The sequence below is a fragment of the Neorhizobium puerariae genome, assembly GCF_042429745.1.
GTDB classification, from domain to species: Bacteria; Pseudomonadota; Alphaproteobacteria; order Rhizobiales; family Rhizobiaceae; genus Neorhizobium; species Neorhizobium puerariae.
In genome coordinates, this window is record NZ_JBHMAA010000015.1 from 35288 (window position 1) to 61072 (window position 25785).

The 25785-nt window shown below is 64.2% G+C and carries 28 protein-coding genes; 17 read left to right on the forward strand and 11 right to left on the reverse strand.

Annotated elements, in window-relative coordinates; all coding sequences use genetic code 11:
* On the forward strand, positions 1 to 1053 hold the full coding sequence (locus ACFFP0_RS13415) for a right-handed parallel beta-helix repeat-containing protein (RefSeq protein WP_377261406.1): 1053 nt from the start codon (positions 1 to 3) through the stop codon (positions 1051 to 1053).
* A gap of 68 nt (positions 1054 to 1121) precedes the next feature.
* On the opposite strand, the gene pyrF is transcribed toward ACFFP0_RS13415, so the two are convergent.
* From pyrF to dnaN, 4 genes are all read right to left on the reverse strand, one after another.
* Positions 1122 to 1814, reverse strand: coding sequence for an orotidine-5'-phosphate decarboxylase (pyrF, locus tag ACFFP0_RS13420; protein WP_377261408.1), 693 nt, complete (start codon positions 1812 to 1814; stop codon positions 1122 to 1124).
* On the reverse strand, positions 1811 to 2404 hold the full coding sequence (locus tag ACFFP0_RS13425) for a histidine phosphatase family protein (RefSeq protein ID WP_377261410.1): 594 nt from the start codon (positions 2402 to 2404) through the stop codon (positions 1811 to 1813). Before ACFFP0_RS13425 ends, pyrF begins: the two co-directional genes overlap by 4 nt.
* A gap of 2 nt (positions 2405 to 2406) precedes the next feature.
* Positions 2407 to 3000 (reverse strand): phospholipid N-methyltransferase PmtA, encoded by a 594-nt coding sequence (pmtA, locus tag ACFFP0_RS13430; RefSeq protein WP_377261413.1) that lies wholly within the window; start codon positions 2998 to 3000, stop codon positions 2407 to 2409.
* Positions 3001 to 3120: 120 nt separating this feature from the next.
* Complete coding sequence (gene dnaN, locus ACFFP0_RS13435; RefSeq protein WP_377261415.1) at positions 3121 to 4239, reverse strand: DNA polymerase III subunit beta; 1119 nt, start codon at positions 4237 to 4239, stop codon at positions 3121 to 3123.
* Positions 4240 to 4495: 256 nt separating this feature from the next.
* Between dnaN and rsmI the strand changes: the two genes are divergently transcribed.
* The 8 genes from rsmI to ACFFP0_RS13475 all read left to right on the forward strand — a co-directional run bounded on the left by rsmI (position 4496) and on the right by ACFFP0_RS13475 (position 13038).
* On the forward strand, positions 4496 to 5410 hold the full coding sequence (gene rsmI, locus ACFFP0_RS13440; protein WP_377261417.1) for a 16S rRNA (cytidine(1402)-2'-O)-methyltransferase: 915 nt from the start codon (positions 4496 to 4498) through the stop codon (positions 5408 to 5410).
* Positions 5394 to 5777, forward strand: a complete 384-nt coding sequence (locus ACFFP0_RS13445) for a YraN family protein (protein WP_377261419.1) — start codon at positions 5394 to 5396, stop codon at positions 5775 to 5777. The genes rsmI and ACFFP0_RS13445 overlap by 17 nt, the downstream gene beginning before the upstream one ends.
* A 124-nt stretch (positions 5778 to 5901) precedes the next feature.
* Positions 5902 to 7230 carry a sn-glycerol-3-phosphate ABC transporter substrate-binding protein UgpB gene (gene ugpB, locus ACFFP0_RS13450; protein WP_377261422.1) on the forward strand — a complete coding sequence of 443 codons (1329 nt, stop codon included), beginning with the start codon at positions 5902 to 5904 and terminating at the stop codon, positions 7228 to 7230.
* Positions 7231 to 7297: 67 nt separating this feature from the next.
* Positions 7298 to 8182, forward strand: coding sequence for a sn-glycerol-3-phosphate ABC transporter permease UgpA (gene ugpA / locus ACFFP0_RS13455; RefSeq protein WP_377261425.1), 885 nt, complete (start codon positions 7298 to 7300; stop codon positions 8180 to 8182).
* 10 nt (positions 8183 to 8192) lie between these two features.
* Positions 8193 to 9041 carry a sn-glycerol-3-phosphate ABC transporter permease UgpE gene (ugpE, locus tag ACFFP0_RS13460; protein WP_377261428.1) on the forward strand — a complete coding sequence of 283 codons (849 nt, stop codon included), beginning with the start codon at positions 8193 to 8195 and terminating at the stop codon, positions 9039 to 9041.
* 2 nt (positions 9042 to 9043) lie between these two features.
* A complete protein-coding gene (gene ugpC / locus ACFFP0_RS13465; protein WP_377261430.1) occupies positions 9044 to 10144 on the forward strand; it encodes a sn-glycerol-3-phosphate ABC transporter ATP-binding protein UgpC in 1101 nt (366 codons plus the stop codon).
* A 125-nt stretch (positions 10145 to 10269) separates the two neighbouring features.
* Entirely contained in the window at positions 10270 to 11220 is a 951-nt protein-coding gene (gene gshB, locus ACFFP0_RS13470) for a glutathione synthase (RefSeq protein ID WP_377261433.1), read from the forward strand.
* Positions 11221 to 11502: 282 nt separating this feature from the next.
* The gene (locus ACFFP0_RS13475; protein ID WP_377261436.1) at positions 11503 to 13038 is read left to right on the forward strand and encodes a YifB family Mg chelatase-like AAA ATPase; all 1536 of its coding nucleotides are present in this window, start codon (positions 11503 to 11505) and stop codon (positions 13036 to 13038) included.
* A gap of 180 nt (positions 13039 to 13218) precedes the next feature.
* Here the strand turns inward: ACFFP0_RS13475 and cysK are convergent, their stop codons facing one another.
* Entirely contained in the window at positions 13219 to 14181 is a 963-nt protein-coding gene (gene cysK / locus ACFFP0_RS13480; RefSeq protein WP_377261439.1) for a cysteine synthase A, read from the reverse strand.
* Positions 14182 to 14436: 255 nt separating this feature from the next.
* Here cysK and ACFFP0_RS13485 point away from each other — a divergent pair, with 255 nt between their 5' ends.
* Positions 14437 to 14955 (forward strand): Dps family protein, encoded by a 519-nt coding sequence (locus ACFFP0_RS13485; protein WP_377261441.1) that lies wholly within the window; start codon positions 14437 to 14439, stop codon positions 14953 to 14955.
* Between the two features lie 39 nt (positions 14956 to 14994).
* Here the strand turns inward: ACFFP0_RS13485 and dut are convergent, their stop codons facing one another.
* On the reverse strand, positions 14995 to 15465 hold the full coding sequence (gene dut, locus ACFFP0_RS13490; protein WP_377261444.1) for a dUTP diphosphatase: 471 nt from the start codon (positions 15463 to 15465) through the stop codon (positions 14995 to 14997).
* Positions 15466 to 15554: 89 nt separating this feature from the next.
* Between dut and ACFFP0_RS13495 the strand changes: the two genes are divergently transcribed.
* On the forward strand, positions 15555 to 17138 hold the full coding sequence (locus ACFFP0_RS13495) for a peptide chain release factor 3 (RefSeq protein ID WP_377261446.1): 1584 nt from the start codon (positions 15555 to 15557) through the stop codon (positions 17136 to 17138).
* Positions 17139 to 17153: 15 nt separating this feature from the next.
* Here ACFFP0_RS13495 and ACFFP0_RS13500 read toward each other — a convergent pair whose 3' ends face one another.
* A complete protein-coding gene (locus ACFFP0_RS13500) occupies positions 17154 to 18095 on the reverse strand; it encodes a threonine/serine dehydratase (RefSeq protein ID WP_377261448.1) in 942 nt (313 codons plus the stop codon).
* 50 nt (positions 18096 to 18145) lie between these two features.
* Between ACFFP0_RS13500 and ACFFP0_RS13505 the strand changes: the two genes are divergently transcribed.
* The 5 genes from ACFFP0_RS13505 to tsaA all read left to right on the forward strand — a co-directional run bounded on the left by ACFFP0_RS13505 (position 18146) and on the right by tsaA (position 21940).
* Positions 18146 to 18448 carry an ArsR/SmtB family transcription factor gene (locus ACFFP0_RS13505; RefSeq protein ID WP_377261451.1) on the forward strand — a complete coding sequence of 101 codons (303 nt, stop codon included), beginning with the start codon at positions 18146 to 18148 and terminating at the stop codon, positions 18446 to 18448.
* Positions 18449 to 18548: 100 nt separating this feature from the next.
* Entirely contained in the window at positions 18549 to 19583 is a 1035-nt protein-coding gene (locus ACFFP0_RS13510; protein WP_377261455.1) for an iron ABC transporter substrate-binding protein, read from the forward strand.
* Positions 19583 to 20614, forward strand: a complete 1032-nt coding sequence (locus tag ACFFP0_RS13515) for a FecCD family ABC transporter permease (protein ID WP_377261458.1) — start codon at positions 19583 to 19585, stop codon at positions 20612 to 20614. Before ACFFP0_RS13510 ends, ACFFP0_RS13515 begins: the two co-directional genes overlap by 1 nt.
* The gene (locus tag ACFFP0_RS13520) at positions 20611 to 21396 is read left to right on the forward strand and encodes an ABC transporter ATP-binding protein (protein ID WP_377261460.1); all 786 of its coding nucleotides are present in this window, start codon (positions 20611 to 20613) and stop codon (positions 21394 to 21396) included. Before ACFFP0_RS13515 ends, ACFFP0_RS13520 begins: the two co-directional genes overlap by 4 nt.
* Positions 21397 to 21412: 16 nt before the next feature.
* On the forward strand, positions 21413 to 21940 hold the full coding sequence (gene tsaA, locus ACFFP0_RS13525) for a tRNA (N6-threonylcarbamoyladenosine(37)-N6)-methyltransferase TrmO (RefSeq protein WP_377261463.1): 528 nt from the start codon (positions 21413 to 21415) through the stop codon (positions 21938 to 21940).
* A gap of 11 nt (positions 21941 to 21951) precedes the next feature.
* Here tsaA and ACFFP0_RS13530 read toward each other — a convergent pair whose 3' ends face one another.
* The 3 genes from ACFFP0_RS13530 to otsB form a co-directional block, all read right to left on the reverse strand.
* Positions 21952 to 22161, reverse strand: coding sequence for a TOBE domain-containing protein (locus tag ACFFP0_RS13530; protein ID WP_377261465.1), 210 nt, complete (start codon positions 22159 to 22161; stop codon positions 21952 to 21954).
* A gap of 62 nt (positions 22162 to 22223) precedes the next feature.
* Positions 22224 to 23600, reverse strand: coding sequence for an alpha,alpha-trehalose-phosphate synthase (UDP-forming) (gene otsA / locus ACFFP0_RS13535; RefSeq protein WP_377261468.1), 1377 nt, complete (start codon positions 23598 to 23600; stop codon positions 22224 to 22226).
* A gap of 17 nt (positions 23601 to 23617) precedes the next feature.
* On the reverse strand, positions 23618 to 24433 hold the full coding sequence (gene otsB / locus ACFFP0_RS13540; RefSeq protein WP_377261471.1) for a trehalose-phosphatase: 816 nt from the start codon (positions 24431 to 24433) through the stop codon (positions 23618 to 23620).
* Between the two features lie 192 nt (positions 24434 to 24625).
* Here otsB and ACFFP0_RS13545 point away from each other — a divergent pair, with 192 nt between their 5' ends.
* Positions 24626 to 25435: a class II glutamine amidotransferase gene (locus tag ACFFP0_RS13545; protein WP_377261473.1), complete on the forward strand. Its 810-nt coding sequence runs from the start codon at positions 24626 to 24628 to the stop codon at positions 25433 to 25435.
* Here ACFFP0_RS13545 and ACFFP0_RS13550 read toward each other — a convergent pair.
* Positions 25419 to 25784 (reverse strand): MmcQ/YjbR family DNA-binding protein, encoded by a 366-nt coding sequence (locus tag ACFFP0_RS13550; protein WP_377261476.1) that lies wholly within the window; start codon positions 25782 to 25784, stop codon positions 25419 to 25421. The two genes, ACFFP0_RS13545 and ACFFP0_RS13550, sit on opposite strands and share 17 nt — an antisense overlap.
* Position 25785: the final 1 nt, after the last annotated feature.

The following is a 25785-nucleotide window of genomic DNA, read 5'->3' on the forward strand; positions in this document are numbered from 1 at the left end:
ATGATGCGCATAGCTGTCGGTGCTTTGGCCATGGCCCTTCCCGTCGTGGCCCTTGTCATGGCGACGCCGGCGCGGGCCGGGGATTGTTCCGCAGGCGTCTATGCCGCGCTCCGGAAGACCGCGTCGGAAAAGGCGAAGCCGGTCGAGGTCGACTGCGACCTCAGTTTCGCGAAGACCGACGTCATCACCATGCCGATCGCCTTTTCCGGCAGCGCCTCGTCGGGAACGGTGCTGGACTGCAACGGCGGAACGCTCGACGGGACGCTGGCGAAGGCGCGAACGGTGCTGGTCCGCTCCGTGCGTCGCGCAGATGGAGGCTGGGATGCGCCGAAGGACATCCTGATCCGCAACTGCACGATCAGGGGCGACGTCCGCATCCAGGGGCTTGGCAGCAACGGGCAGGGAAACGAGGTAAGGCTCTCCTCCCTCGCGACGGGGCATACGGAACGCGCCCAGGCCGCCGCACCGGGCAATATCGCGCTGCGGCACGTCACCTTCGTGGCAAATGGCGGCATCCCGCTTTATGCCGCGCCGGGTGTTACGGGCATGACCGTCCAGGATTCCCGTTTTACCGGCAGCAGCACGTCCACGGCGATCTATCTCGATGCGGAATCGGCCCGTAACCGCATTGTCGGCAATCTCTTCGATATCCGTACGAGCTGGCGGGAAACGATCGCTGTCGACGCGTCCGCCGACAACCGGATCGAGAACAACACATTCGAAAATCCGGTCAACGGCGGCATCTTCCTCTACCGCAACTGCGGCGAAGGCGGGACGGTTCGCCATCAGGCGCCGCGGCGAAATGTCATCCGAGGAAATATCTTCCGCTACCCGGACGGGGTGAAGCCGCGGCCGGCGGTGTGGCTTGGAAGCCGCCAGGGCGTGAGCCTGTTCAATACCTACTGCCTGGCTCGGCCGAAGACGATCCTCGACAGTCTCGACCATCGCGACGGCGCCGACGACAACGTCGTCACCGGCAATCGCCTGCCGGGCGGCTCGCTGCGGCTGATCGTCGACAGCGGCGACCGCAACGAGATTTCGGACAATCGCTAGAACATGGCGTCATGGCGTGCGGGACCTGAAGCGTCGCAAGCGGATCTGGACGCTCGCGGCCAGCGCTTTTAGAGCACGGTCCGCATTTCGGCGAGAATGGCTTGCGCCGCAGCCTTCGGGTCCGGTGCCCTGACGATCGGCCGGGCGACGACCAGATGGCTCGAACCGGCGCTGAGGGCGTCGGCCGGCGTCATCACCCGCTTCTGGTCCCCCGCGTCGGAGCCCGCCGGGCGGATGCCGGGCGTGACGACCGCCATGTCCGGGCCGACGATCTTGCGCACGGCGGACGATTCTTCGGCCGAGCAGACGATACCGCCCATGCCTGCTGAGAGCGCCTGTTCCACGCGGCGCAGCACCAGCGTGTGGGGATCGTATTCATAACCGGCATTGATGAGATCCGTCTCGTCCATGGAGGTGAGAACGGTCACCGCCAGCAGGCAGAGACCGGAGCCCTTCGCGGCCTCGACGGCAGCCCGCATCGCCTTCGGATAGGCATGCAGGGTCAGCATCGTGACGCCCATCTTGACGATGTTCTCGACGCCTTTCGCCACCGTGTTGTCGATGTCGAGCAGCTTCATGTCGAGGAAGACCTGCTTGCCGTCCCTGACCAGTTCGCGGGCGAATTCGAGCCCGCCCGCAAAGGCGAGCTGGTAGCCGATCTTGTAGAACGAGACCGTGTCGCCGAGCGTGGCGACCATCTTTTCCGCCTCGGTCATGGTCGGGATGTCGAGGCCTACGATCAGGCGGTCGCGCGCATTCATGCCCTGGTTCCTTCCCAATTTTCGATGGGGGTCCAGTCGCATGAGACAGCGCGATCCGCAAGCCCGAAGCAGAAGAGATTTCCGCCGCCCGGCGGCTGGTCCCGGTCGCGGGCGACCGGCTTGCCGGCAAAATGGCATTTCAGCAGTGTCCCGACGCCGCCGTGGCCCACGAAGGCGACGGGCGTTTCCGGATCGTGACCGGCAAGGAGGCGGTGGACGGCGGAGATGATGCGCGCCTGGGCATCGACGGCGCGCTCCCAGCCCTTGAAGCTTTCCTGAGGGTGGGCGAAGAACCAGTCGGCCGCCTTTTCGAACTCCGGCGGCGGCAGGAAGCCGGTTGCCGACCGGTCGTTCTCATGCGTGTCGTGAGCGATCTCGATTGTGACGCCGGAGGCTGCCGCGAGGATTTCGGCGGTTTCGATCGCCTTCACCTCGCCGCTGGAAACGATCCTGCCGAGCTGCCTCGCCCAGCCGGACCGGGCCGACTGTTCGGCGCGCGCCCGGCCGATTTCGGACAGGCCCCATTGGGGCACCGGCACGTTCGGGTCGATGCGCACCTGCGGATGGGTGATGTAGAGCCCGAAAGCCATGATCAGCTGCGGGTATAGAGCCAGAGCTGTGCCGGCGGGATGTTGCGTACGACGAAGTCGTAGTGCTTGATCCTGTACCGGTCGGGATTGGCGATGACCGGCGAAATCGGGCCATAGGTGATCTGCATCACCGGCCGGCCGGCGGGAATGCGGTCGAGCAGGTCCTCGATGAGGGCGATGCGGCGCTCCATGGGGAAGCTCAGGAGGGGAATTGCCGAAACGACGCTGTCGAAGGTCTTGTCCTTCCAGGCGCCGAGCGTCCTGCCGAGATCGAAGGCATCGCCGTTGATGAAATTGACGCCCGGAAACGTGCGCAGCAGATGCTGGTAGAAGTCGGTCGAATATTCGACGGAAACGAGCCTGTCCGGAGCGACGCCATGCTTCAGGATAGCCTTGGTGATGATGCCCGTGCCCGGCCCGAGCTCGAGAACCGGAAGGCCGGACGCCGTGTCGACGACGCTTGCCATGCGCTTGGCGGTGACAGAGGAGGTGGGGCAGATTGCGCCGACCCGCTTGGGGCCGTCCATCCAGCCCTTGAAGAACCGGATTTCCTCATCGAACTTGCGGCCAAGCCGCTCCTTCAGGCGCAATTCCATGGGTGTATCCTCTCCTTTTTCCACCCTTATGTGGACGCTCATGCCGCAAAAGCAAGAGAAAATGTCGCAACGGGCAAAGATCGAAAGAAAGGCGGCTGGTTACCCCGCCGCCTCGAATGGTCAGACGCGCATCGGCATCAGCACGTAGAGCGCGTCGTCCCCCGCCGTGTCGCGCACCAGCGTCGGCGATCCGGCATCCGCCAGCATGAAGATCGCGTCGTCTCCGGAAAGCTGCGCGGTGATGTCGAGCAGGTATTTGGCGTTGAAGCCGATTTCCATCGGATCGTGGTCGTAGCCCACGGCGACCTCTTCGGTCGCGCTGCCGGAATCCGGATTGTTGACCGTCAGCATGAGCTGGCCGTCGGAGAGCGACAGCTTCACGGCGCGTCCGCGCTCGGAGGAGATGGTCGAGACGCGGTCGACGGCCTTGGTGAAGCTTTGGCAATCGACGCGCATTTCCTTGTCGTTGCCGGTGGGGATGACGCGCTGGTAATCCGGGAAGGTGCCGTCGATCAGCTTGGAGGTCATCACGATCGTGCCGATCGTCAGGCGGATCTTGGCATCGGAGACTTCGACGGTGACGACGGCTTCCGGATCGTCGACCAGTTTCTGCAATTCGCCGACGGTCTTGCGCGGAATGATGATGCCGGGCATGCCTTCGGAGCCGGAGGGCGCATCGACATCGGCCCGGGCGAGACGATGCCCGTCCGTCGCGACGGCGCGGAGCTTCAGGTCGCCCTCGGCCTTGATCGTGTGGAAGAAGATGCCGTTGAGATAATAGCGGGTCTCCTCCGTGGAGATCGCGAACTGGGTGCGGTCGATCAGCATCTTCAGATCGGTCGCCTTCAGCTTGAAGGTATGCGTGAAGCTGCCGGCGGTGAGATCGGGGAAATCCGATTCCGGCAGGCATTGCAGCGAGAATTTCGACCGGCCGGACTGGACGGTCATCGATCCGCCGTCGGGCGTGGTGGCGAGCAGCACTTCCGAACCGTCGGGCAGCTTGCGGACGATTTCGTAAAGCAGATGCGCGGGAACCGTCGTGGCGCCCGCGTTCTCGACCATGGCCGGCACGGATTCGGTGATTTCGAGATCGAGGTCGGTCGCCTTGAGATCCAGGCTGCTGCCCGAGGCGCGCATCAGCACGTTGGACAGGATCGGGATCGTGTTCCGCCGCTCGACCACGCGATGGACGTGGTTCAGCGATTTTAAGAGGTTGGACCGCTCAAGAGTAATACGCATGGACGCTATCGCTTTCGACCGTGGCGATCCGGCAGGGCCGGACCCCTGATATTCTGCCGGCTGCATGAGCCGGATGATGTGGACGGGCAAAATGGCAGACAACGGCGGCGAAAAGCAAGAGGTGAACAGGATGTTGCCGCGGCATTTAGGCTCCGCCACCCGCGCTGCACACAGAAAACTTCGGCCTGCTTTACTTGCCGAAGCGTGCCGGCTTCATCATAAGGGGTCATGAATATCCGATCCCGCGTGGCATCCCGTGACCGATGAACTGAAGAACCAGCGCGGCTATCGCGTCGCCAACACCTTCGTGCCGGCAAGACCGGTGGAGCCGGCGCTCTATCTGGTCGCCACGCCGATCGGCAATCTCGGCGACATCACGTTGCGCGCGCTGGAAACGCTGGCCGGCGTCGACGTGCTCGCCTGCGAGGACACCCGCGTCACCCGCGTGCTGCTCGACCGCTACGGCATCGTCAACCGGCCCTTCGCCTATCATGAGCACAATGCCGGCGAGGCGGGGCCGAAGCTCGTCGCGGCGCTCGACGAGGGCAGGTCCGTGGCGCTCGTCTCGGATGCGGGGACGCCGCTCGTTTCCGATCCGGGTTACCGGCTCGGGCAGGCGGCGATAGAAGCCGGCCACAGGGTGGTGCCGATCCCCGGCGCGTCCGCGCCGCTGGCGGCGCTCGTCGGCTCCGGCATGCCGTCCGATGCCTTCCTCTTCGCCGGTTTCTTGCCGGTGAGGGACAAGGGAAGGCGGGACCGGCTGGCGGAGCTTTCGAAAGTGCCCGCGACGCTGATCTTCTTCGAATCGCCGCATCGTATCGGCGCGACGCTGGCCGCCGCCGCCGCGGTGCTCGGTGGAAAGCGCCGTGCCTGCGTCTGCCGGGAGCTCACCAAGACCTTCGAGGAGTTTCGCCGCGATACGCTGGAGGAGCTTGCCGCCTATTATGGCGAGGATCGCGCGGTGAAAGGCGAGATCGTGCTGGTCGTGGCGCCTCCCGAAGCCAACGGGGCGCCGGGCGAAATGGAGGTGGACGTGCTGCTGCGCGAGCTTGCCGCCGCCATGCCGGCCGCCAGGGCGGCGGCCGAGGCTGCCCGGCTTACGGGCCTTGCCCGCAAGGATCTCTATCAGCGGCTTCTGGAGTTGAAGGACGAGGATGGCGGAGGGAAATGACGGGGGCCCCGGGCGCAGGGCGGCGCGTCGGAAGGCCGAGCGCCGCGGCCATGTCTCGGAATATCTCGCCGCGTTCTATCTGATGGCGAAGGGATACCGCATCCTCGCCATCCGCTACCGGACGAAACTCGGCGAGATCGACCTGATCGCCCGCAAGGGGGATCTCGTCGCGTTTGTCGAGGTCAAGGCGAGGATCGGCGAGCAGGAGGCGATCGACGCGGTCGGCTTCGCCACGCAGAAGCGCATCCGTGCGGCAAGCGATCTCTGGCTTTCGAAGCGCAAGGATGCGGCGAGGCTTTCCCGGCGCTACGACATCCTGGCCGTTCTGCCCGGTCGCCTGCCGCGGCATTTCCCGGATGCATTCTGACACTGATGTGAAATTATTGCATAGCTGTGCAGTGTAATAAATCTGACACGAAACTGTAAAGGGGCTGTCACAGCCGCGCCCTATTGCGATCCTCAATCCCAACAAAGGTGGAGAGGACGTCAATATGTTCAAGAAGCTTTCGATGGCTGCGATTGCTGTTGCCTTGTCCGCAACTTCGTCGCTCGCTGCAACCGAGGTTACCTGGTGGCATGCCATGGGTGGCGAACTCGGCAAGAAGCTCGAGGAAATTGCCCAGAAATTCAACGAGAGCCAGAGCGACTACAAGGTCGTTCCGGTCTTCAAGGGCACCTATCCCGAAACGCTGACCGCTGCCATCGCCGCCTTCCGCGCAGGCCAGCAGCCGGCGATCGTCCAGGTCTTCGAAGTCGGCACCGGCACGATGATGGCCGCCAAGGGCGCCGTCTATCCGGTCTACAAGCTGATGGCCGACAACAAGGAACCGTGGGACCCGAAGGGCTTCCTCGCCCCGGTCGTCGGTTATTATTCGGATACCGAAGGCAACATCCTGTCGATGCCCTTCAACTCCTCCACCCCGATCATGTACTACAACAAGGACGTCTTCCAGAAGGCTGGCCTTGATCCGGAAGTCGCCCCGAAGACCTGGGCGGAGGTCGCCGCCTTCGGCAAGAAGATCGTCGATTCCGGCGCCGCTGCCTGTGGCTTCACCATCAGCTATGCCGCAACCTGGGTTGGTCTGGAAAACTACTCCGCCATCCAGAACCTGCCCTACGGCACGCTGCAGAACGGTTTCGGCGGCCTGAAGACCGAATTCAAGTTCAATGGCCCGGCCCAGGCCAAGTTGTGGGATAACCTGAAGCAGTGGCAGGACCAGAAGGTCTTCAAGTACGGCGGCCCGGGTGGCGGTGCCGAGACGGCTCCGATGTTCTACGCCCAGCAATGCGCCATCTACATGGGTTCTTCCGCCTCGCGCGCCGGCGTTATCAACAACGCCAAGAACTTCAAGGTCGGTTTCGCTCCGCTTCCCTATGACGATACCGTCACCAAGGAGCCGAAGAATTCCATCATCGGCGGTGCGACCCTCTGGGTCCTGAACGGCCAGAAGAACGCCGAAGTCTACAAGGGCGCCGCCAAGTTCTTCACCTATCTTTCGAAGCCGGAAGTCCAGGCCGACTGGCACCAGTTCACCGGTTACCTGCCGATCACCAATGCCGCCTACGAGCTTGGCCAGAAGCAGGGTTACTATGAGAAGAACCCGGGTTCGGACATCGCCATCAAGCAGATCACGCGCGGCACGCCGAGCGAGAACTCCAAGGGTCTTCGTTTCGGCAACCTGACCCAGATCCGCGACATCATCGACCAGCAGTTCGAAGCCGTCCTTTCCGGCAAGAAGAGCGGCCAGCAGGCCCTCGACGATGCCGCCAAGCAGGGCAACGCCATGCTGCGCGAATTCGAAGCCGCGAATTCGAACTAAGGGTCACCTTGTCTCTCAAAGCCCTCTCCGATCTTCGGGGAGGGCATTTCCTTGGGCACGCCTCGCCATGCAAACCAAGCGCACCGTCTTCCATAGCCGCGTCCTGCCGTATTTCCTGCTGGCGCCGCAGCTCGTCATCACCGTCATCTTTTTCGTGTGGCCCGCCGCCCAGGCGATCTGGCAGTCCTTCCTCCGCCAGGACCCGTTCGGCCTTCGGGACACGTTCATCTGGTTCCAGAACTATGTGCGTCTCTTCGAGGACCCGGACTACCTGAACGCGCTGGGCGTCACCTTCGTCTTTTCCCTCGGCGTGACGGTTCTTTCCATGGGGCTGTCGCTGCTGTTTGCGGTTGCCGTCAGTCGCGTGCTGCGTTCGGCGCGGTTCTATACGACGCTGCTGGTCTGGCCCTACGCCGTGGCGCCCGCCGCATCCGGCCTTCTCTGGTGGTTCATGTTCAACCCCAGCGTCGGCATCATTCCCTATTTCCTCGACCAGTTCGGCTATGTCTGGAACCATCGTCTTCACACCGATGACGCCATGGTGCTGATCATCGTCGCCGCCGCCTGGAAACAGATCTCCTACAATTTCCTGTTCTTCGTCGCCGGCCTCCAGTCCGTGCCGCAGTCGCTCACCGAGGCAGCCGCCATAGACGGCGCCGGTCCGGTCAAGCGCTTCTGGACCGTGATCTTTCCGCTTCTGTCCCCGACGACGTTCTTCCTGGCGGTCATCAACATCACCTACGCGATGTTCGATACGTTCCCGATCGTCGACGCCACCACCTCAGGCGGTCCGTCCCAGTCGACCAACATCCTGGTCTACAAGGTCTATGCCGATGGCTTCATCGGGCTCAACCTCGGGCCTTCCGCCGCTCAGTCGGTGATCCTCATGCTCATCGTGGTCCTGCTGACGGTCGTCCAGTTCCGCTGGATCGAGCGCAAAGTGCAGTATTGAGGCGCGGCCGATGGTCGAAAACCGCCCCTTTCTGAATTTTCTCACCCATTTCGTGCTGATCGTCGGCGTGGCGATGGTGGTCTTTCCCGTCTATCTCGCCTTCATCGCCTCGACCCGCGGTCCTTCGGACTTCCTCACCGGCGTCGTGCCGCTCGTGCCCGGCGACCAGCTCTGGGCCAACTACAACTATCTGCTCGGCTCCGGTGAATCCACCGCCGGCGCCCCGCCTTTCCTGCTAATGCTGGCGAACAGCCTCTGGATGGCGATCATGATCGCGGTCGGGAAGATAGCGATCTCGATCCTTTCGGCCTTTGCGATCGTCTATTTCCGCTTTCCGCTCAGGGTCCCGGCTTTCTGGCTGATCTTCATGACCCTCATGCTGCCGGTGGAGGTCCGCATCCTGCCGACCTACAAGGTCGTTGCCGATCTCGGCATGCTGAATTCCTATTCCGGTCTGGTGATCCCGGTCATCGCCTCGGCGACCGCCACCTTCCTCTTCCGCCAGTTTTTCCTGACGGTGCCGGAGGAGATGATGGAAGCCGCCCGCGTCGATGGCGCAGGACCGCTGAAGTTCTTCCGCGATATCCTTCTGCCGCTGTCGCGCACCAACATCGCGGCGCTTTTCATCATCATGTTCATCTACGGCTGGAACCAGTATCTTTGGCCGATGCTGATCACCACCGAGCCGCACTATTACACCGTCGTCATGGGCATCAAGCGTCTCGCGTCAGTGCTCGATGGCGATACCCAGTGGAACCTCGTGATGGCCGGCGTCATCCTGGCGGGCCTGCCGCCCGTTCTGGTCATCATCTTCATGCAGCGCCTGTTCGTCAAAGGCCTGGTTGAAACGGAGAAATAACAATGGCTTCCATCGATGTCGAAAACGTCGGTAAGATCTATACGGGCGGCGTGCGCGCCGTCTCCGACATCAGGCTGAACATCGCCGATGGCGAGTTCATCGTGCTGGTCGGCCCGTCCGGCTGCGGCAAGTCCACGCTTCTGCGCATGATCGCCGGGCTGGAGACCATCTCCGAGGGGGAGGTGAAGATCGGCTCCAAGGTCGTCAACAATGTCGAGCCGGCCGACCGCGACATCGCCATGGTGTTCCAGAACTATGCGCTTTATCCGCATATGACGGTCTACAACAACCTCGCCTACGGCCTGAAGAACCGCGGCACGCCGAAGGCCGAGATCGACGCCCGCGTCGCCGAGGCCGCCCGCATGCTGGAAATCACCCAGTATCTGGAGCGCAAGCCGCGCGCGCTTTCCGGCGGCCAGCGTCAGCGTGTCGCCATGGGCCGCGCCATCGTCCGCAAGCCGGCCGCCTTCCTCTTTGACGAGCCGCTTTCGAACCTCGACGCCAAGCTGCGCGTCTCCATGCGCGGCGAGATCAAGCGCTTGCAGCGCCGCCTCGGCACCACGTCGATCTATGTCACCCACGACCAGCTCGAGGCGATGACGCTCGCCGACCGTCTCGTCGTGCTGAACGGCGGCAAGATCGAGCAGATCGGCGCTCCGCTGGAGGTCTATCACGCACCGGCCTCCACCTTCGTCGCGAGCTTCATCGGTTCGCCGGCCATGAACCTCGTCAAGGGCGAGCTGCACGGCGACAGGCTGGCCATCGGTCCCGCGGTGATCGGCCTCAGGGGCTTTGCGCCGGCCTCCGGCGCGATCACGGTCGGCGTCCGCGCCGAGGACCTGCGGGTCGTGGGCGCGGAGGAGGAAGGTCTGCCCTTCCGTCTCGAATATACCGAGGAACTGGGTTCCCAGCGCCTGATCCACGGCACGGTCGGCGACCAGCAGGTGACCGCCGCGGTGGCGCCCGAAACGACGCTGGCCACCGAGATGCGCATCGCCGTGGATGCCAGGCGCCTGCATTTCTTTGCGGCGGATACCGGCAGGCGCCTGCCCGGCAACGTGCCGGCTGCGGCGAAGCTCGCCCCGGTCGAACCGGTTGCATGAAGCCCCGGATTCCGGCGGGCCGTTGAAATCGCAGATCCGGCCGGCGGTCTATCGTCGTCCTGACCGGTTGCCTTTGGGTGTCTGCCGTCCTAAATCTGGCGGGCGTTTTTTGAGGGGCTGAAGTCATGGCGAGAATCCGCAGGGTCGCATTCCAGATGGATCATATCTCCGGCATTAACATTGCCGGCGATTCCACGTTCGCCATGGCGCTGGAGGCGCAGGCGCGCGGCTTCGAGCTGTTCCACTACACGCCCGACCGGCTGAGCATGCGCGACGGCAGGATCTTGGCCGGTGTCGAACCGCTCACGGTCCGCGACGTCAAGGGGGATCATTTTACCCTGGGCGAGAAGGAGCGGGTCGATCTTGCGACCATGGATGTCATCCACCTGCGCCAGGACCCGCCCTTCGACATGGGCTACATCACGTCGACGCATCTGCTCGAACGCCTTCACCCGAAGACGCTCGTCGTGAACGATCCGGCCTGGGTGCGCAATTCGCCGGAGAAGATCTTCGTGACCGAATTTGCCGATCTCATGCCTGCCACCCTGATCAGCCGCGATGCCGACGAGATCGCCCGGTTCCGCCAGGAAATGGGCGATATCATCCTGAAACCGCTTTACGGCAATGGCGGCGCCGGCGTTTTTCACTCCGCGCGCGACGACCGCAATTTCTCGTCCCTCATCGAGATGTTCAACCAGATGTATCGCGGCGAGCCCTTCATCGCCCAGGCCTACCTTCCGGCGGTGCGCAAGGGCGACAAGCGCATCCTGCTGATCGACGGCGAGCCGGTCGGCGCCATCAACCGCGTGCCCGCCGAACATGACAGCCGCTCCAACATGCATGTCGGCGGTCGCGCGGAACCCACCGAGATCACCCCGCGGGAGCGGGAGATCTGTGCCCGCATCGGGCCTGCATTGCGCGAACGCGGTTTCCTGTTCGTCGGCATCGACGTGATCGGCGACTACATGACCGAGATTAATGTCACGTCCCCCACCGGTATTCGTGAAGTCAGAAGGTTCGGCGGTGCTGATGTCGCAAGCCTTCTGTGGGATGCGATCGAAGTAAAACGCGCCTGATACGACAGGCGCGTTTCGGATACGGATCACCTTTGTTCCCTAGATACAACTGCATGCAACTTGCTTGCAGCGGAAGCGGGAATCTGTTCGATTAATGTTCTTGTTTTATTCCTTGTTCCGTGCCAGATTGCAATCGCCGGCGCGGAAAGCGTGTGTCGCTGACGTTCCGGACGTAATTTGGGGGCGTGTCGCATGAAAATCGCGGGCGGTTTGCGGTTGCGGCATGCGTGAAAACTGAAAGCGCGCGGCATGGCTGCCTGGCGTGCCGGAGGGCGGGGTCATATGGTTGCGCGTGTGAATACGGTGGCATTCCAGGGCATAGAAGGCGTTCCGGTCGACGTGCAGGTGATGGTCGGGCCTGGAAAAGTGAACATGCATATCGTCGGCCTGCCGGACAAGGCGGTGGCCGAGAGCAGGGAGCGGGTGCAGGCGGCGCTGCATGCGTCCGGGCTTGCCATGCCTCCCAAGAAGGTGACGGTCAATCTGGCGCCGGCGGACCTGCCCAAGGAAGGTTCCCATTTCGACCTGCCGATCGCGCTTGGGCTGATGGCCGCGCTCGGAGCGATCCCCGCCGATGCGCTGACTGACTATGTGGTGATCGGCGAACTCAATCTCGACGGCACGCTTGCACCGGTTGCCGGCGCGCTGCCGGCGGCGATCGGCGCCAATGCGGTGGGCAAGGGCCTGATCTGCCCTGCCGACAGCGGCACCGAGGCCGCATGGGCTGGCGCGGGTATCGATATCGTCGCGCCGCGCAGCCTGATCGCGCTCGCCAACCATTTTCGCGGCACCCAGGTGATCTCGCGGCCGCAGCCGGCGGTCCGCGCACTGCCGGCAAACCTCCCGGATCTGGCTGACATCAAGGGGCAGGAAAGCGCCAAGCGCGCGCTCGAAGTGGCCGCGGCCGGCGGCCACAACCTGCTAATGGTCGGTCCGCCCGGTTCCGGAAAATCCATGCTGGCGGCGCGGCTTCCCTCTATCCTGCCGCCGCTTTCGGCTGCCGAGCTTCTCGAAGTCTCGATGATCCATTCGATCGCAGGCCAGCTTTCGGGCGGCAAGCTCTCCGATCGCCGCCCCTACAGGACGCCGCATCACTCCGCCACGATGGCCGCGCTGGTCGGTGGCGGCCTGCGGGCGAAGCCCGGCGAGGCCTCGCTTGCCCATCACGGCGTGCTGTTCCTCGATGAGTTTCCGGAATTCGCGCCGCAGGCGCTCGATGCGCTGCGCCAGCCGCTCGAAGCCGGCGAATGCGTCATTGCGCGCGCCAACCACCGGGTTTCCTATCCCGCGAACATCCAGCTCGTCGCGGCCATGAACCCGTGCCGCTGCGGCATGGCCGGGGAACCGGGCCACACCTGCGCGCGGGGACCCCGCTGTGCCGCCGACTACCAGGCGCGCATTTCCGGGCCGCTGATGGACCGTATCGATATCCGCATCGATGTGCCGGCGGTTTCCGCCGCCGATCTCATCCGCCCCATGCCGGCGGAAAGCAGCGCGGATGTCGCAAAGCGTGTCGCCGCCGCCCGGGAAAGGCAGCGTGAGCGCTTCGAGCAGGCCGGTTGCGCCGGCATCCTCACCAATGCCCGCTGCTCGACGTCGCTGATCGAGAAATTCGCCGAACCGGACCCGAACGGGCTGCAATTGCTGCGGGACGCGGCGGAGAAGCTGAAGTTCTCGGCGCGCGGATATCACCGCGTGCTGAAGGTCGCGCGCACGCTGGCCGATCTCGACGGCAAGGACACGGTCGGCCGCATCCACCTTGCCGAGGCGATTTCCTACCGCATGGCCGGCGAACGGCTGGCCATGGCTGTGGCGTGAGCCGGGCGCGAATAGCGAGGCTGAAAGCGAATAGCGAATAGGAAGTAGCGAATAGGATTTTGTTTAAGCTTGCAAACCGAAGGTCTTCTGTTTCGCTACTCGCTACTCGCTACTCGCTACTCGCTACTCGCTACTCGCTACTCGCTACTCGCTACTCGCTACTCGCTACTCGCTACTCGCTTAATTCCCCAGCCCTTCGAACAAGGCCGTCGAAAGATAGCGTTCCGCGAAGGAGGGGATGATGACTACGAGGTTCTTTCCGGCATTTTCCGGGCGGCTGCCGACTTCGATTGCGGCGGTGAGTGCCGCGCCGGAAGAGATGCCGACCGGTATGCCTTCGAGCTTGGCGACAAGGCGGGCCAATTCCATCGCTTCCGCGCTGTTGATGGTGACGATCTCGTCATAGACGTGGGTATCGAGGATTTTCGGCGCGAAGCCGGCGCCGATGCCCTGGATCTTGTGCGGGCCGGGCTGGCCGCCGGAGAGCACCGGCGATTCCTCCGGCTCGACGGCAATGACCTTGAGGCCTGGGTTGCGGTCCTTCAGCACCTGGCCGACGCCGGTGATCGTGCCGCCCGTGCCGATGCCGGCGACGAAGATGTCGATCTTGCCGTCGGTATCGTTCCAGATTTCCTCGGCCGTCGTCTTGCGGTGGATTTCCGGGTTGGCCGGGTTTTCGAACTGCTGCGGGATGACGGCGTCGGGAAGCGAGGCGGCAAGCTCTTCCGCCTTGGCGATCGCACCCTTCATCCCCTTCGGGCCTTCGGTCAGCACCAGTTCGGCGCCGAGCAGTGCCAGCATCTTGCGCCGCTCGATCGACATGGTCTCCGGCATGGTGAGGATCAGCTTGTAGCCTTTGGCGGCGGCGGCGAAGGCGAGCGCGATGCCGGTATTGCCGGAAGTCGGCTCCACCAGCACCGTCTTGCCGGGCGTGATCTTGCCCTGCGCTTCCAGGCTTTCGATCATCGCGACGCCGATGCGGTCCTTGACCGACGCGATCGGATTGAAGAACTCGAGCTTGGCAAGGAGGTTTGCCTTGACGCCCTTTTCCTTCGCCAGCTTGTCGAGGCGCACGATGGGCGTATCCCCGATGGTTTCGGTGATGGAGGAATAGATTCGGCCGCGGCCCGGCTTCGTCGACATGCGGTTTCTCCCTGTCAGCAGTTCCTGGTTGCTGAAACATAGGTCCAAAGCAGCCGGGAGGCCAGCCGGCTTTCAGCCGCGAGGGGACGATCCGGAAGAAAAACATGCGCGGAGAGAAACCGCCGGAGAACGTTTTTCTCCGCGTTGGCGCGATGGGGGGATCGCGTCCGAAATGCGGATCGGCGGCTATTGAAAAAGCGCGGGCGGACGAGAGTTTAACCTGAGATCGCGCTCGACCTTGAAGGGAATGGATCGATGTCTGAGAGTACCGCCAGAAGCCGCAAGCTTGCCCCGCTCGCCACGCCGTCCGACCTCGGAAAGAATGCAGTGACCGATATCGCCGCCGCGCTGACGACGCTGCTCGCCGATGTCTTTTCGCTCTATCTGAAGACCAAGAACTTCCACTGGCACATGTCCGGTCCGCATTTCCGCGACTATCACCTGCTTCTCGACGAGCAGGCCGAGCAGATTTTCGCGATGACCGACGATCTGGCGGAACGGGCCCGCAAGATCGGGGGCACCACCTTGCGCTCGGTCGGCCATGCCGCCCGGCTGCAGCGCATCCCCGACAACGACGCGGAATTCGTGACGCCGGAAGACATGCTGTCGGAGCTCAGGGAAGACAACCGGCAGCTCATCTCGCTGATGCGGGAAACCCATGATCTCTGCGACGAACACAACGACGTCGCAACCGCCAGCCTGCTTGAAAACTGGATCGATGAAGCCGAACGCCGGACCTGGTTCCTCTTCGAGACCACCCGGCGCGAAAGGTGAAATTTTCGGCCTTCCGGCCATCGGCGGACCGGCCCGGCTTCAAACGCCGGTGGAGCCGAAACCGCCGGCGCCCCGGGTGGTCGCGGTCGTCTGCGTGATTTCCGCGATGCGGGCCTGCGTGGCCGGCGCGATCACCATCTGGGCGATCCGCATGCCGCGGGTGATGACGAAATCCTCTTCGCCGAGGTTGATCAGCAGCACCTTCACCTCGCCGCGATAATCGCTGTCGATCGTGCCGGGCGTGTTGACGCAGGTGATGCCGTGCTTGAAGGCGAGGCCGGAACGCGGTCGCACCTGCCCTTCGAACCCGTCGGGGATCTCGAAGATGAAGCCTGTCGGAACGAGCACGCGTTTTCCCGGCGCAATCGTCAGCGGCGAGCCCTCCTCGACGGCGGCGCGCAGGTCCATTCCAGCCGCGCCTGATGTCTCGTAGGACGGCAGGTCGAGACCGGCGCCGTGCGGCAGACGGGCAAGCGAAACGTTCGGTGAAGATGGCGCGTGGATGTTCATAGGGCATTACTTTATCCCCATGGCCGGCAGGTCAATTGCAATGGCGGGCTTTAATCGCTAGATACCCGGCAATTCACAGGATTTACGATATGCCCGAAACCATTGCCGAGGCGGTTGCCCGCCGTCGCACATTCGCGATCATTGCCCACCCGGACGCTGGCAAGACGACGCTCACCGAAAAACTGCTGCTTTTCGGCGGCGCGATCCAGCTTGCCGGCGAGGTGAAAGCCAAGAAGGACCGCATCCAGACGCGGTCCGACTGGATGAAGATCGAGCGCGAGCGCGGCATCTCGGTCGTCACCTCGGTCATGACCTTCGAATATGACGGCAACGTCTTCAACATCCTCGATACGCCCGGCCACGAGGATTTTGCCGACGATACCTATCGCACGCTGACCGCGGTCGATGCGGCTGTCATGGTCATCGACGCGGCGAAGGGTATCGAGCCGCGTACGCTGAAGCTGTTCGAAGTCTGCCGCATGCGTGACATCCCGATCATCACCTTCATCAACAAGATGGACCGCGAGAGCCGCGATCCCTTCGAGATCCTCGACGAGGTGGAAGAGAAGCTCGCGCTCGACACTGCGCCCGTCACCTGGCCCATCGGCCGGTCGAAGACCTTCTGCGGCTCCTATCACCTCGCCGACAATACCGTGCGCGGTTCCGATACCGAGGTGACGCCGACCAAGGTCAACGGCCCGCAGAGCGTGGCGGACCGCCTGCCGGAAAACGAGCGCGAGGCTTTCGTCGAGGAGGTCGAGCTGGCCATCGAGGCCTGCAAGCCGTTCGATCAGGAAGCCTTCCTCGAAGGACATATGACGCCGGTGTTCTTCGGCTCGGCATTGCGCAATTTCGGCGTCCGCGACCTGATAGACGCGCTCGGCGAGTTTGCGCCGCCGCCGCGCGACCAGGTGGCGGATATCCGCAAGGTGCATGCGGGCGAGGACAGGATGACGGCCTTCGTCTTCAAGATCCAGGCGAATATGGACCCGAACCACCGCGACCGCATCGCGTTCGCGCGCATCTGCTCCGGCAAGCTGGAGCGCGGCATGAAGGCGCGGCTGTCGCGCACCGGCAAGCAGCTCGGGCTGACCGCGCCGCAATTCTTCTTCGCCTCGCAGCGGCAGCTGGCGGATACGGCCTATGCGGGCGACGTCGTCGGCATTCCGAACCACGGCACGCTGAGGATCGGCGACACGCTGACCGAGGGCGAGCCGCTAGTCTTCCAGGGCGTTCCGAACTTCTCGCCGGAAATCCTTCGCCGCGTGCGGCTGGAGGATGCCATGAAGGCGAAGAAGCTCAAGGAAGCCCTGCAGCAGATGGCGGAAGAAGGGGTCGTGCAGCTCTTTTCGCCGGAAGACGGCTCGCCGGCCATCGTCGGCGTGGTCGGCGCGCTGCAGCTCGACGTCCTGAAGGAACGGCTTTCGGCGGAATACAGCCTGCCGGTTTCTTTCGAAATGTCGCGTTTCTCCGTCTGCCGCTGGATTTCCGCCGATCAGCCCGCCGATCTCGAAAAGTTCCTGGCGACCCATCGCGGCGATATCGCCCGCGATCTCGACGGCGACCCGGTCTATCTGGCGCAGGACGGCTTCTCGCTGCGTTACGAGAGCGAGCGTTATCCGGCGATCAGGATGGCCGCGATCAAGGAATATCACGTCGCCAAGGCGGCGTGATATCTACGGGACCTCTTAGTCGAACCTGACGGCGGTCGTGTTCGCGCCGCAGACGAGCACGCAGATACGCTCGTCCGGTCCCGGCGCGTACTTGCCGGAAAGAAGCGCCGCAAAGGCGGCGGCGCCGCCGGGTTCGGCAACGATGCGCGCTCCGCTCCAGAGCGCCTTCTGGGCGGCGAGGATTTCGTCGTCCGAAACCAGCACCGGCGGCTGGACGTATTTCTGCGCCACCGGGAACATCAGCTGGCCGACCTGTTTCGGCGCGAGCGAATCCGCCGCGATGCCGCCGGCCGGCGCATCCACCGGCCTGCCCGCCCTGAAGGCTTCGTGAAGCGTCGGAGCCCCGTCGGATTCCACGGCGACCACCTTCACCCGCCCGCGAAACCACGAGGCGATGCCGCCGATCAGGCCGCCGCCGCCGACCGCCACCAGCAGCGTCGTCATCTCCGGTAGGTCGCCTTCGATCTCCTTGCCGAGCGTGCCCTGGCCGGCAAGCGTTTCCACCTGGTCATAGGCGTGGATGGCGAGCGCCCCGCTCGTCGCCACATGGGTTTCGCTGGCCGCCAGCGCATCGGCATAGCGATCGCCTCCGATCACCAGGTCCGCGCCGTAGGAGCGGATGCGTTCCGCCTTGGCGGGCGAGGTGACGCCCGGTACGAATATCCTTGCCGGTATGCCGAGCCGCATCGCTGCATAGGCGACCGCCGCACCGTGGTTGCCGCCCGAGGCCGCGACGACGCCGGCCCCGGGGACCTTGCGCGTGAGCAGGTTCGCGAAGGCGCCGCGCGCCTTGAACGAGCCGGAATGCTGCATGAGTTCGAGCTTCAGGTCGACCGGCAGCGCCTGCGCTCCGAAGTCGCGCATGTCGACCCGCATCACCGGCGTATGGCGGATATGGGGACGGATGAGCGTCTCGGTTTCGGCGATGCGCCCGGGCGTGACGGGATCGGCAGACATGGCATCTCCTTCGGGATTGACTTGACTTCGTTACTTGGCAAAATAACGAAATGCAAGATGTCGATATCCTGAAGGCTTTCGCCAACGACCGGCGGCTCGTCATCCTGGAATGGCTGAAGCAGCCTCGCGCGTATTTTCCGCCGCAGATCGACGGGGACCTCGAGGACGACGGCGTCTGCGCCGTGCTGATCGCCGAGAAGCTGGGCATAACCCCCGCCACGCTGAGCGAGCATATGCGCATTCTGGTGCAGGCGGAACTGGTCCATGCCAGGCGCATCCGTCAATGGATCTTCTACCGCCGCAACGAGGAGCGGATCGCGGATTTGAAGCGCGGCCTGTTCGCAAGCCTGTAGCCGGGCACTTGGTCGCGGAGCCTCCTGAATGTGACGCGAGATATTCCGAAAAATATTTCGCTATGCCATAGTGGCTCCACAGTTCACCCGGGAGCTTGCCATGCTGAAACTGATCGGCGCCGTTTCGGTCGCTTTTCTGACGATATTTGCCGGAGCGGCCGCCGCGCGGCCCTTCACCGATGCCGGAGGCCGTACGGTCGAGGTGCCGGACAAGGTCTCGCGCGTGCTGACCGCTGGCCCGCCGGCTTCGGTGATGATCTATGTGCTGGCGCCGGAAAAGCTGACCGGCTGGGTGCGGGAACCCACCGCGCAGGAGAAGGAATTCCTGCTGCCCGCCGTCCGCGACCTGCCGACCTTCGGGCGGCTGACGGGCCAGGGCGGCACGGCGAACATGGAGGCCGTGCTGGCCGCCAGGCCGGACATCATCATTGATGTGGGCACCGTCAACGACACCTATGTATCGCTTGCCGACAAGGTGCAGGCGCAGACAGGCATTCCCTATGTCCTGATTGACGGCGCTTTTGCGAAGACGCCGGAAAGCCTGCGCAAGGTCGGTGAACTGCTCGGCGTTTCCGCCCGCGCCGGCGAGCTTGCGGCCTATGCGGAAACGACGCTGAAGACGCTGGACGACGGCATCGCCGGGGTGCCGGCGGGCGGGCGCCCGAAGGTCTATTACGGTCGGGGGCCGGAAGGGCTGGAGACCGGGCTTTCCGGTTCGATCAACCTCGAAATCCTCGAAGCGGCCGGTGCGACCAATGTGGCGGCGGCGGCCGGCAAGGGTGGGCTGACCAATGTGTCCCTCGAACAGGTGCTCGGCTGGAATCCGCAGGTGATCCTCGCCGCCAGCCCGAAATTCGCCCAGACGGTCAGGAGCGATCCGCTTTGGGCCAATGTCGCGGCGGTGAAGGCGGGGCAGGTCTATCCGGCGCCCGCGCTGCCCTTCGGCTGGTTCGACTCGCCGCCCGGCGTCAATCGCCTGATCGGCGTGCGCTGGCTGGAAGCCCTGCTTTATCCGAAGGTCTTCGACGTCGATCTCAAGGCGGATGTGCACCGGTTCTTCAAGCTCTATTACCAGGTCGATCCGACGGACGCGCAGCTCGATACGCTGCTGAAGGGCGCGACGCCCAGATCCTGATGAAACGCTCCGCGGAAAACGACGGCGGCGTCTGGAAGCTGGCCGCCTTCGGCATCGCCGGCCTGGTCGTGCTGGCGATGCTGTCGATGGCGACCGGCAAGTATGTCGTCGCGCCGGCGGATATCCTGCGCGTCGTCCTGGCGGGGATCACCGGCGGCGAGCCGGGTGTCGATCCGATCCAGACGACCGTGATCTGGAATGTCCGCATACCCCGGGTTTTCGCGGGGCTGCTGATCGGCGCGGCGCTGGCGGCGGCCGGCGCGACCTATCAGGGCCTGTTCCGCAACCCGCTCGTCTCGCCGGATATTCTCGGTGTGTCGGTGGGCGCCAGCCTCGGGGCCGTGCTGGCGATCTTCCTGGAAATGCCGGTGCCGGTGATCCAGATGTCGAGCTTCGCCGGCGGATTGCTGGCCGTGGGCGCGGTCTATGCCGTCGGCTCCGCCGTCCGCAACCGCGACCCGGTCCTGACGCTGGTCCTGGCCGGCGTCGCGATCGGCTCGGTCGTCGGCGCCGGCATTTCGCTCATCAAGATTCTCGCCGATCCCTATGACCAGCTGCCGGCGATCACCTATTGGCTGCTCGGCAGCCTGACGGCCGTCACGCGCATGGACGTGGCCTTCATCCTGCCGGCCATGGTACTCGGTTTCATGCCGCTCGCCCTGCTGCGCTGGCGCATGAACGTCATGACGCTGGGGGACGAGGAGGCGCAGACGCTGGGCGTCGATACGCGGCTCACCCGTATCGCGCTGATCGCCGGCGCGACCCTGATAACCGCGGCATCCGTCTCCATCGCCGGCATCGTCGGCTGGATCGGGCTTGTCATCCCGCATATCGCGCGGCTGCTCGTCGGCCCGGACTTCCGCAGGCTGCTGCCGGCCTCGATCATGCTGGGGAGCGCCTACATGCTGCTGGTCGATACGCTGGCGCGCAGCATCGCGCCGGTGGAGGTTCCGCTCGGCATCCTGACGGCGGTGATCGGCGCGCCCTTCTTTCTCTGGCTGCTGACGTCGGAGCGAAAGGGGTGGTCGTGATCCTGGAACTCCGCGATCTCGCCTTCGGTTTCGGCGCCCGCACGGTCGGCAGCGGCGTGACGCTGTCCGTCGGCAGCGGCGAGGTGCTGGCGCTGCTCGGCCCGAACGGGGCCGGCAAGACGACGCTGTTCAAGACCATGCTCGGCCTGCTGCCGCCAAGGGCCGGCGATGTCCTGTTCGGTGGCGTGCCGCTTGCCGGGCTCACCCGCGCCGAACGCGCCCGGAACATCGCCTATGTGCCGCAGGCGCATGCGGCCCTGTTTCCCTTCACCGTCCGCGACGTGGTGCTGATGGGGCGTGCGGCAAGGCTGGCGCCGTTTTCGGCGCCCGGCCTGCATGACCGGGAGATCGCGATGGAGGCACTGACGCGGCTCGGCATGGCGCATCTCGCAAGCCGGCCCTATACGGAAATCTCGGGCGGCGAGCGGCAGATGACGCTGGTCGCCCGCGCTCTCGCGCAGGAGACGGGAATCCTCGTCATGGACGAGCCGACGGCAAGCCTGGACTACGGCAACCAGATGCGCGTGCTCTCCCATGTCCGAAGGCTCGCGGGCGAGGGTATCTCCGTCATTCTCTCAACCCACAATCCGGACCATGCCTTCATGGTCGCCGACCGGGTGGCTCTGCTGCACGAGGGTGCGCTTGCCGCCTTGGGGCCCCCGGGCGACGTTCTGACGCCCGAATGGCTGAAACGGCTTTATGATATCGACGTGGTGATCGGCTCGCTGCCGGGCAGCGCCTCGCCCAGCTGCTCGCCGCGTCTCGACCATATCCAGTTCTGACAGGAGGTTTTGCCCGATGGTACGCGAAAACGAAATCCGCGAAAACGAAGTGTCCGTCACGCCGCCGGAGCCCAATGACGCGGGGCTGACCTTCATCGGCCGCATCTCGACGCCGTGGACCTCGCGCATGGAGACGCCGCGCCAGGGCCGGCATGACGGGCCCGTCTGCCGCATCGAGATCTACGAGCCATGGGTGGCGGCGCTCAAGGGTGTCGAGGCCTTCGAGCGGCTGGAAATCCTCTACTGGCTGCACCGGTCACGGCGCGATCTCGTGCTGCAGAGCCCGGCAAGCAATGGCAAGGTGCACGGCACCTTCTCGCTGCGCTCGCCCGTCAGGCCCAATCCGATCGGCACGTCGATCGTCAAGCTGGAAGGCGTGGAGGGCAATATGCTCCTGGTGCGCGGGCTCGATTGCCTCGACGGCACGCCGCTCATCGACCTCAAGCCGGACCGCACGCTCTTCAAGCCGATCGCTCCGCCGCAGCCGGGCGACTTCCAGACGGAGGAGAATGCGCCGACGGCGCATTATTGCCAGAAGGCGTGAAGACCCGGGGCTCAGTCCACCGCCACCATCACGTCGGAAGCCTTGACCACGGCATAGGCATCCGCGCCGATCTTGAGGCCGAGTTCATCGACCGCCTCGTTGGTGATCGAGGAGGTGACGATGACGCCGTTGCCGATATCGATGCGCACATGCGCCGTGGTGGCGCCCTTCACGATATCCACGACCTTGCCTTTCAGGCGATTGCGAGCACTGATCTTCATCCCGTATCCTCCGATCTTTCCGGGAACATACAGGAGGCGTTGTATTTTCCAAGATATTTCGCTCAGGACCTGGCGAGGTCCTGGAGAAAGTCGTCGCACCAGCGGTTGATGTCGTGCTTGAGGAGATGGTCCATCATCTTCTCCCAGCGCTGCTTGCGCTCTTCCAGCGACATGGTGAGCCCCCGGGCGATCGCATGCGCCGTTCCCTCGATGTCGTAGGGATTGACCAGCAACGCGCCGGTGAGCTCACGGGCCGCGCCTGCGAAGCGTGAAAGCACCAGCACGCCGGGGTCGTCGGGGTCCTGGGCGGCGACATATTCCTTGGCGACGAGATTCATGCCGTCGCGCAGCGGCGTGACGAGGCCGATGCGGGCAAGACGATAAAGCCCGGCAAGCACCGGCCGTGCGACGGATCGGTTGATGTAGCGGATGGGCACCCAGTCCACCGTGCCGATCGCGCCGTTCACGCGGCCGGCCTGTTCGGCCACGGTTCGCTGCATCTGCTCGTATTCCGGCACTTCCGAGCGTGATTTCGGGGTGATCTGCAGATAGGTGACCTTGTTCTGGTGCGCCGGGTTGGTGGTGATGAACCTTTCGAAGGCGTCGATGCGCTGGGTGATGCCCTTGGAATAATCGAGCCGGTCGACGCCGATGATGAGGTTGCGGCCCTCGACGCTCTGGCGGGCCTTGCGCACCATGACGTTGCTTGCCGCCTTGCGGGCGAATTCCGCAAATTCCTTCGTCTCGATGCTGATCGAATAGAAGCCGCCCTTGAACGTCCGGCCGTAGGTCGAGAACTTGTTGTCGTCCAGCCGCTCGCCGATGCCCTCGCGAACCAGGCCGCCGCCGAAATTGTCGAGATCGTGCACCGTCTGGAAGCCGACGAGATCGTATTGCGAAAGCCCTCGCATGATCTGCTCGTGAACCGGCATGGTAAAGAGCACGTCGGCCGGCGGCCAGGGAATGTGCAGGAAGAAGCCGATCTTGTTCTTGAGGCCCATCTGCCGCAGCTCGGAGGCAAGCGGTATCAGGTGGTAGTCGTGCACCCAGATGATGTCGTCTTTCTCGATGAGGGGGGCCAGGCGCTGGGCGAAGAAGCGGTTGACGCGGAAATAGCCGGCCATTTCCTTGCGGCCGTATTCGGCAAGGTCCAGCCGGTAGTGGCAGATAGGCCAGAGGACGCGATTGGCGAAGCCGTGGTAATATTCCTCGACATCCGTCTTGGTGAGATCGGTCAGCGCGTAGGTGATGTTGCCGTGGACCTTTATGTCGAGCGGCGCCGGTTCCCGCACGCCGCTGGATTTGCCCGACCAGCCCATCCAGACGCCGCCGCGTTCCTCGAGCGCCGCCCGAAGGGCCACCGCCAGTCCGCCTGCCGGCGCTGCCCCGCCTTTTTCCGGAACGGTGACACGGTTGGAAACGATCACAAGACGGCTCAAGGACCTTCCTTTCGAATTCAAGCTACGGTGGGGTTGCCGGCGCGGCCAAGCGCGGCGATGACCGCGCGCAGGGCGGCGGTCGAGGGGAGGGTGGATTTCGCTTCCGTTTCCGCCGGCGTTTCGGCGATGCGGATCGAATGTCCGCCGAGCCGGTTCGCCATGCGGAACATCGCCTCGTCGGTGACGTCGTCGCCGATCGCGACCGGCTTTCGGCCCCTGAACGGCGGCTGGTCGAGAAAGGCTTCCAGCGCATGGCCCTTGCTTGCCCTCGCCGGACGGATCTCGACCACCATCTTGCCGTGCTGAAGCGTGAAGTCGGGTCCCGCCATGGCGAGATAGCGGGGCATCGCCGCCTCGACCGCCTCGCGCCGCCCGGGCGCCTGCCGGTAATGGGCGGCCACGGCCGCGCCCTTGTCCTCCACCAGCACGCCCGGCCATTGCTCCGCCTCCCGGACGAGCGCGGCTTTCATATCCGCAAATGCCGCGTCCGGTTCGATCCGGCTGACCGCGCCAGACGGATCGCGCCGCTCGGCGCCGTGCAATCCTGCGATCGAGAACCTGTACGGCATGAAAAGATCGTCGGCATAGGGCAGCGCCCGGCCGGTGACCAGCGCCAGCGCGCCGCCGAGCCGCATCGAAAGCCGGTGCAGGTTGTCGGGCAGGCCGGCCGGCACCACGATCCCGTCCGGCGTATCGGCAAGGTCGATCAGCGTGCCGTCGATATCCAGAAACAATGCCCAAAGATCGGGTTGGGATGCCAGCCTAAGAAGGGCTTCCTCGCCGGACGAAACAGCATGCTGCGCGTCCTGCCTGGGGTTTTCCTGATAAGACATGCCGCCCAATTTAGGCCACATATCCACTTCGACAACCTCAAAAAACAACAACGCGTCGCAAAAAGTGATCCGGCGCCTGTCAAAAAACCGTCACGAAAGGCGTCAAGTCATGTTTCGTTAAGCATTTGTCGAGACGCTGAAATTCATGGAATTCGGGCCGCTTCGCGCGGCCGTGTCGGAGCATCAGGACCCATGTGCCGTTGGGCAGCTTATCGCGGTGAACCGCTTTATCTGGAAGAGCTCGTTTCTTCACCGGCCCATTCCCTCATCGAGCAATCGCATTGCGCCACCCGCGCGAAGACGGCCACCAACGGCGATGGATTCGGCATCGCCTGGTATGGCGACCGGCCCGATCCCGGCCGCTATCGCGATATTCTGCCGGCCTGGTCCGACTGCAATCTGAAAAGCCTGGCGCGGCAGATCCGCTCGCCGCTCTTCCTTGCGCATGTGCGCGCGGCGACCCATGGCGGCACGCGCCGCGACAACTGCCATCCCTTCGTGCACGGACACTGGTCCTTCATGCACAACGGCCAGATTTCCGGTTTCGACCACATCCGCCGCGCCATGGAGAGCATGCTTTCCGACGAACTCTTCCACGCCCGCACCGGCACCACGGATTCGGAACTGCTTTTCCTGCTCGCGCTGGAACTCGGCCTCGATACCGATCCGCTCGGCGCGATGGAGAAGGCGGTGGCCGCCGCCGAGAGCCTGTCGCTCGAAACGTCCGGCGAGGCGCTGGTCCGCTTCACCGCCGCCTTTTCCAACGGCAGGGAGCTCTATGCGGTGCGTTACGCGACCGACCACAGGCCGCCGACGCTCTATGCCGCGCCCATGGGTGGCAAGACGGGTTATTGCCTCGTCTCCGAGCCGCTGAACGACGATGTCGATACCTGGATCGAGATCGCCGACGGCAGCGCCGTGAAGGTCTGCGCCGAGGGGGCTCAGGTAGCCGTCTTCGCACCGCGCGGTGAACGGGTCGAGACCGTCAGGAAATCTGCGTGATCCCGAGTTCCTGCCGGAGCTTCTTCGTCAGCCCGGCGGCCACGAGTTCGTATGATCGCGTGAGATAGTGGACGAGTTCCTCGTCCGAGAGCGGTGAATTGCCGCCGATCTCGACCCATTTGCGCTTGGCGAAATAGGGCGCCTGCCTGATCCCGTCGAGGGCCGTCAGGATTTCGAAACTCTCTTCCGGGCACTTCGCCACGACCCTTGCCGCAGTCCCTTCGCCGGAAAGCAGGGTGAACACCTTGCTGCCCACCTTTGCCACATGGCTGTCCCACTGGTCGACGAAGGACGTGCCCGGCAGGCCAGTCACGAATGCGTCGAAGCCGTTGCGTTCGAAGAGGCTCATC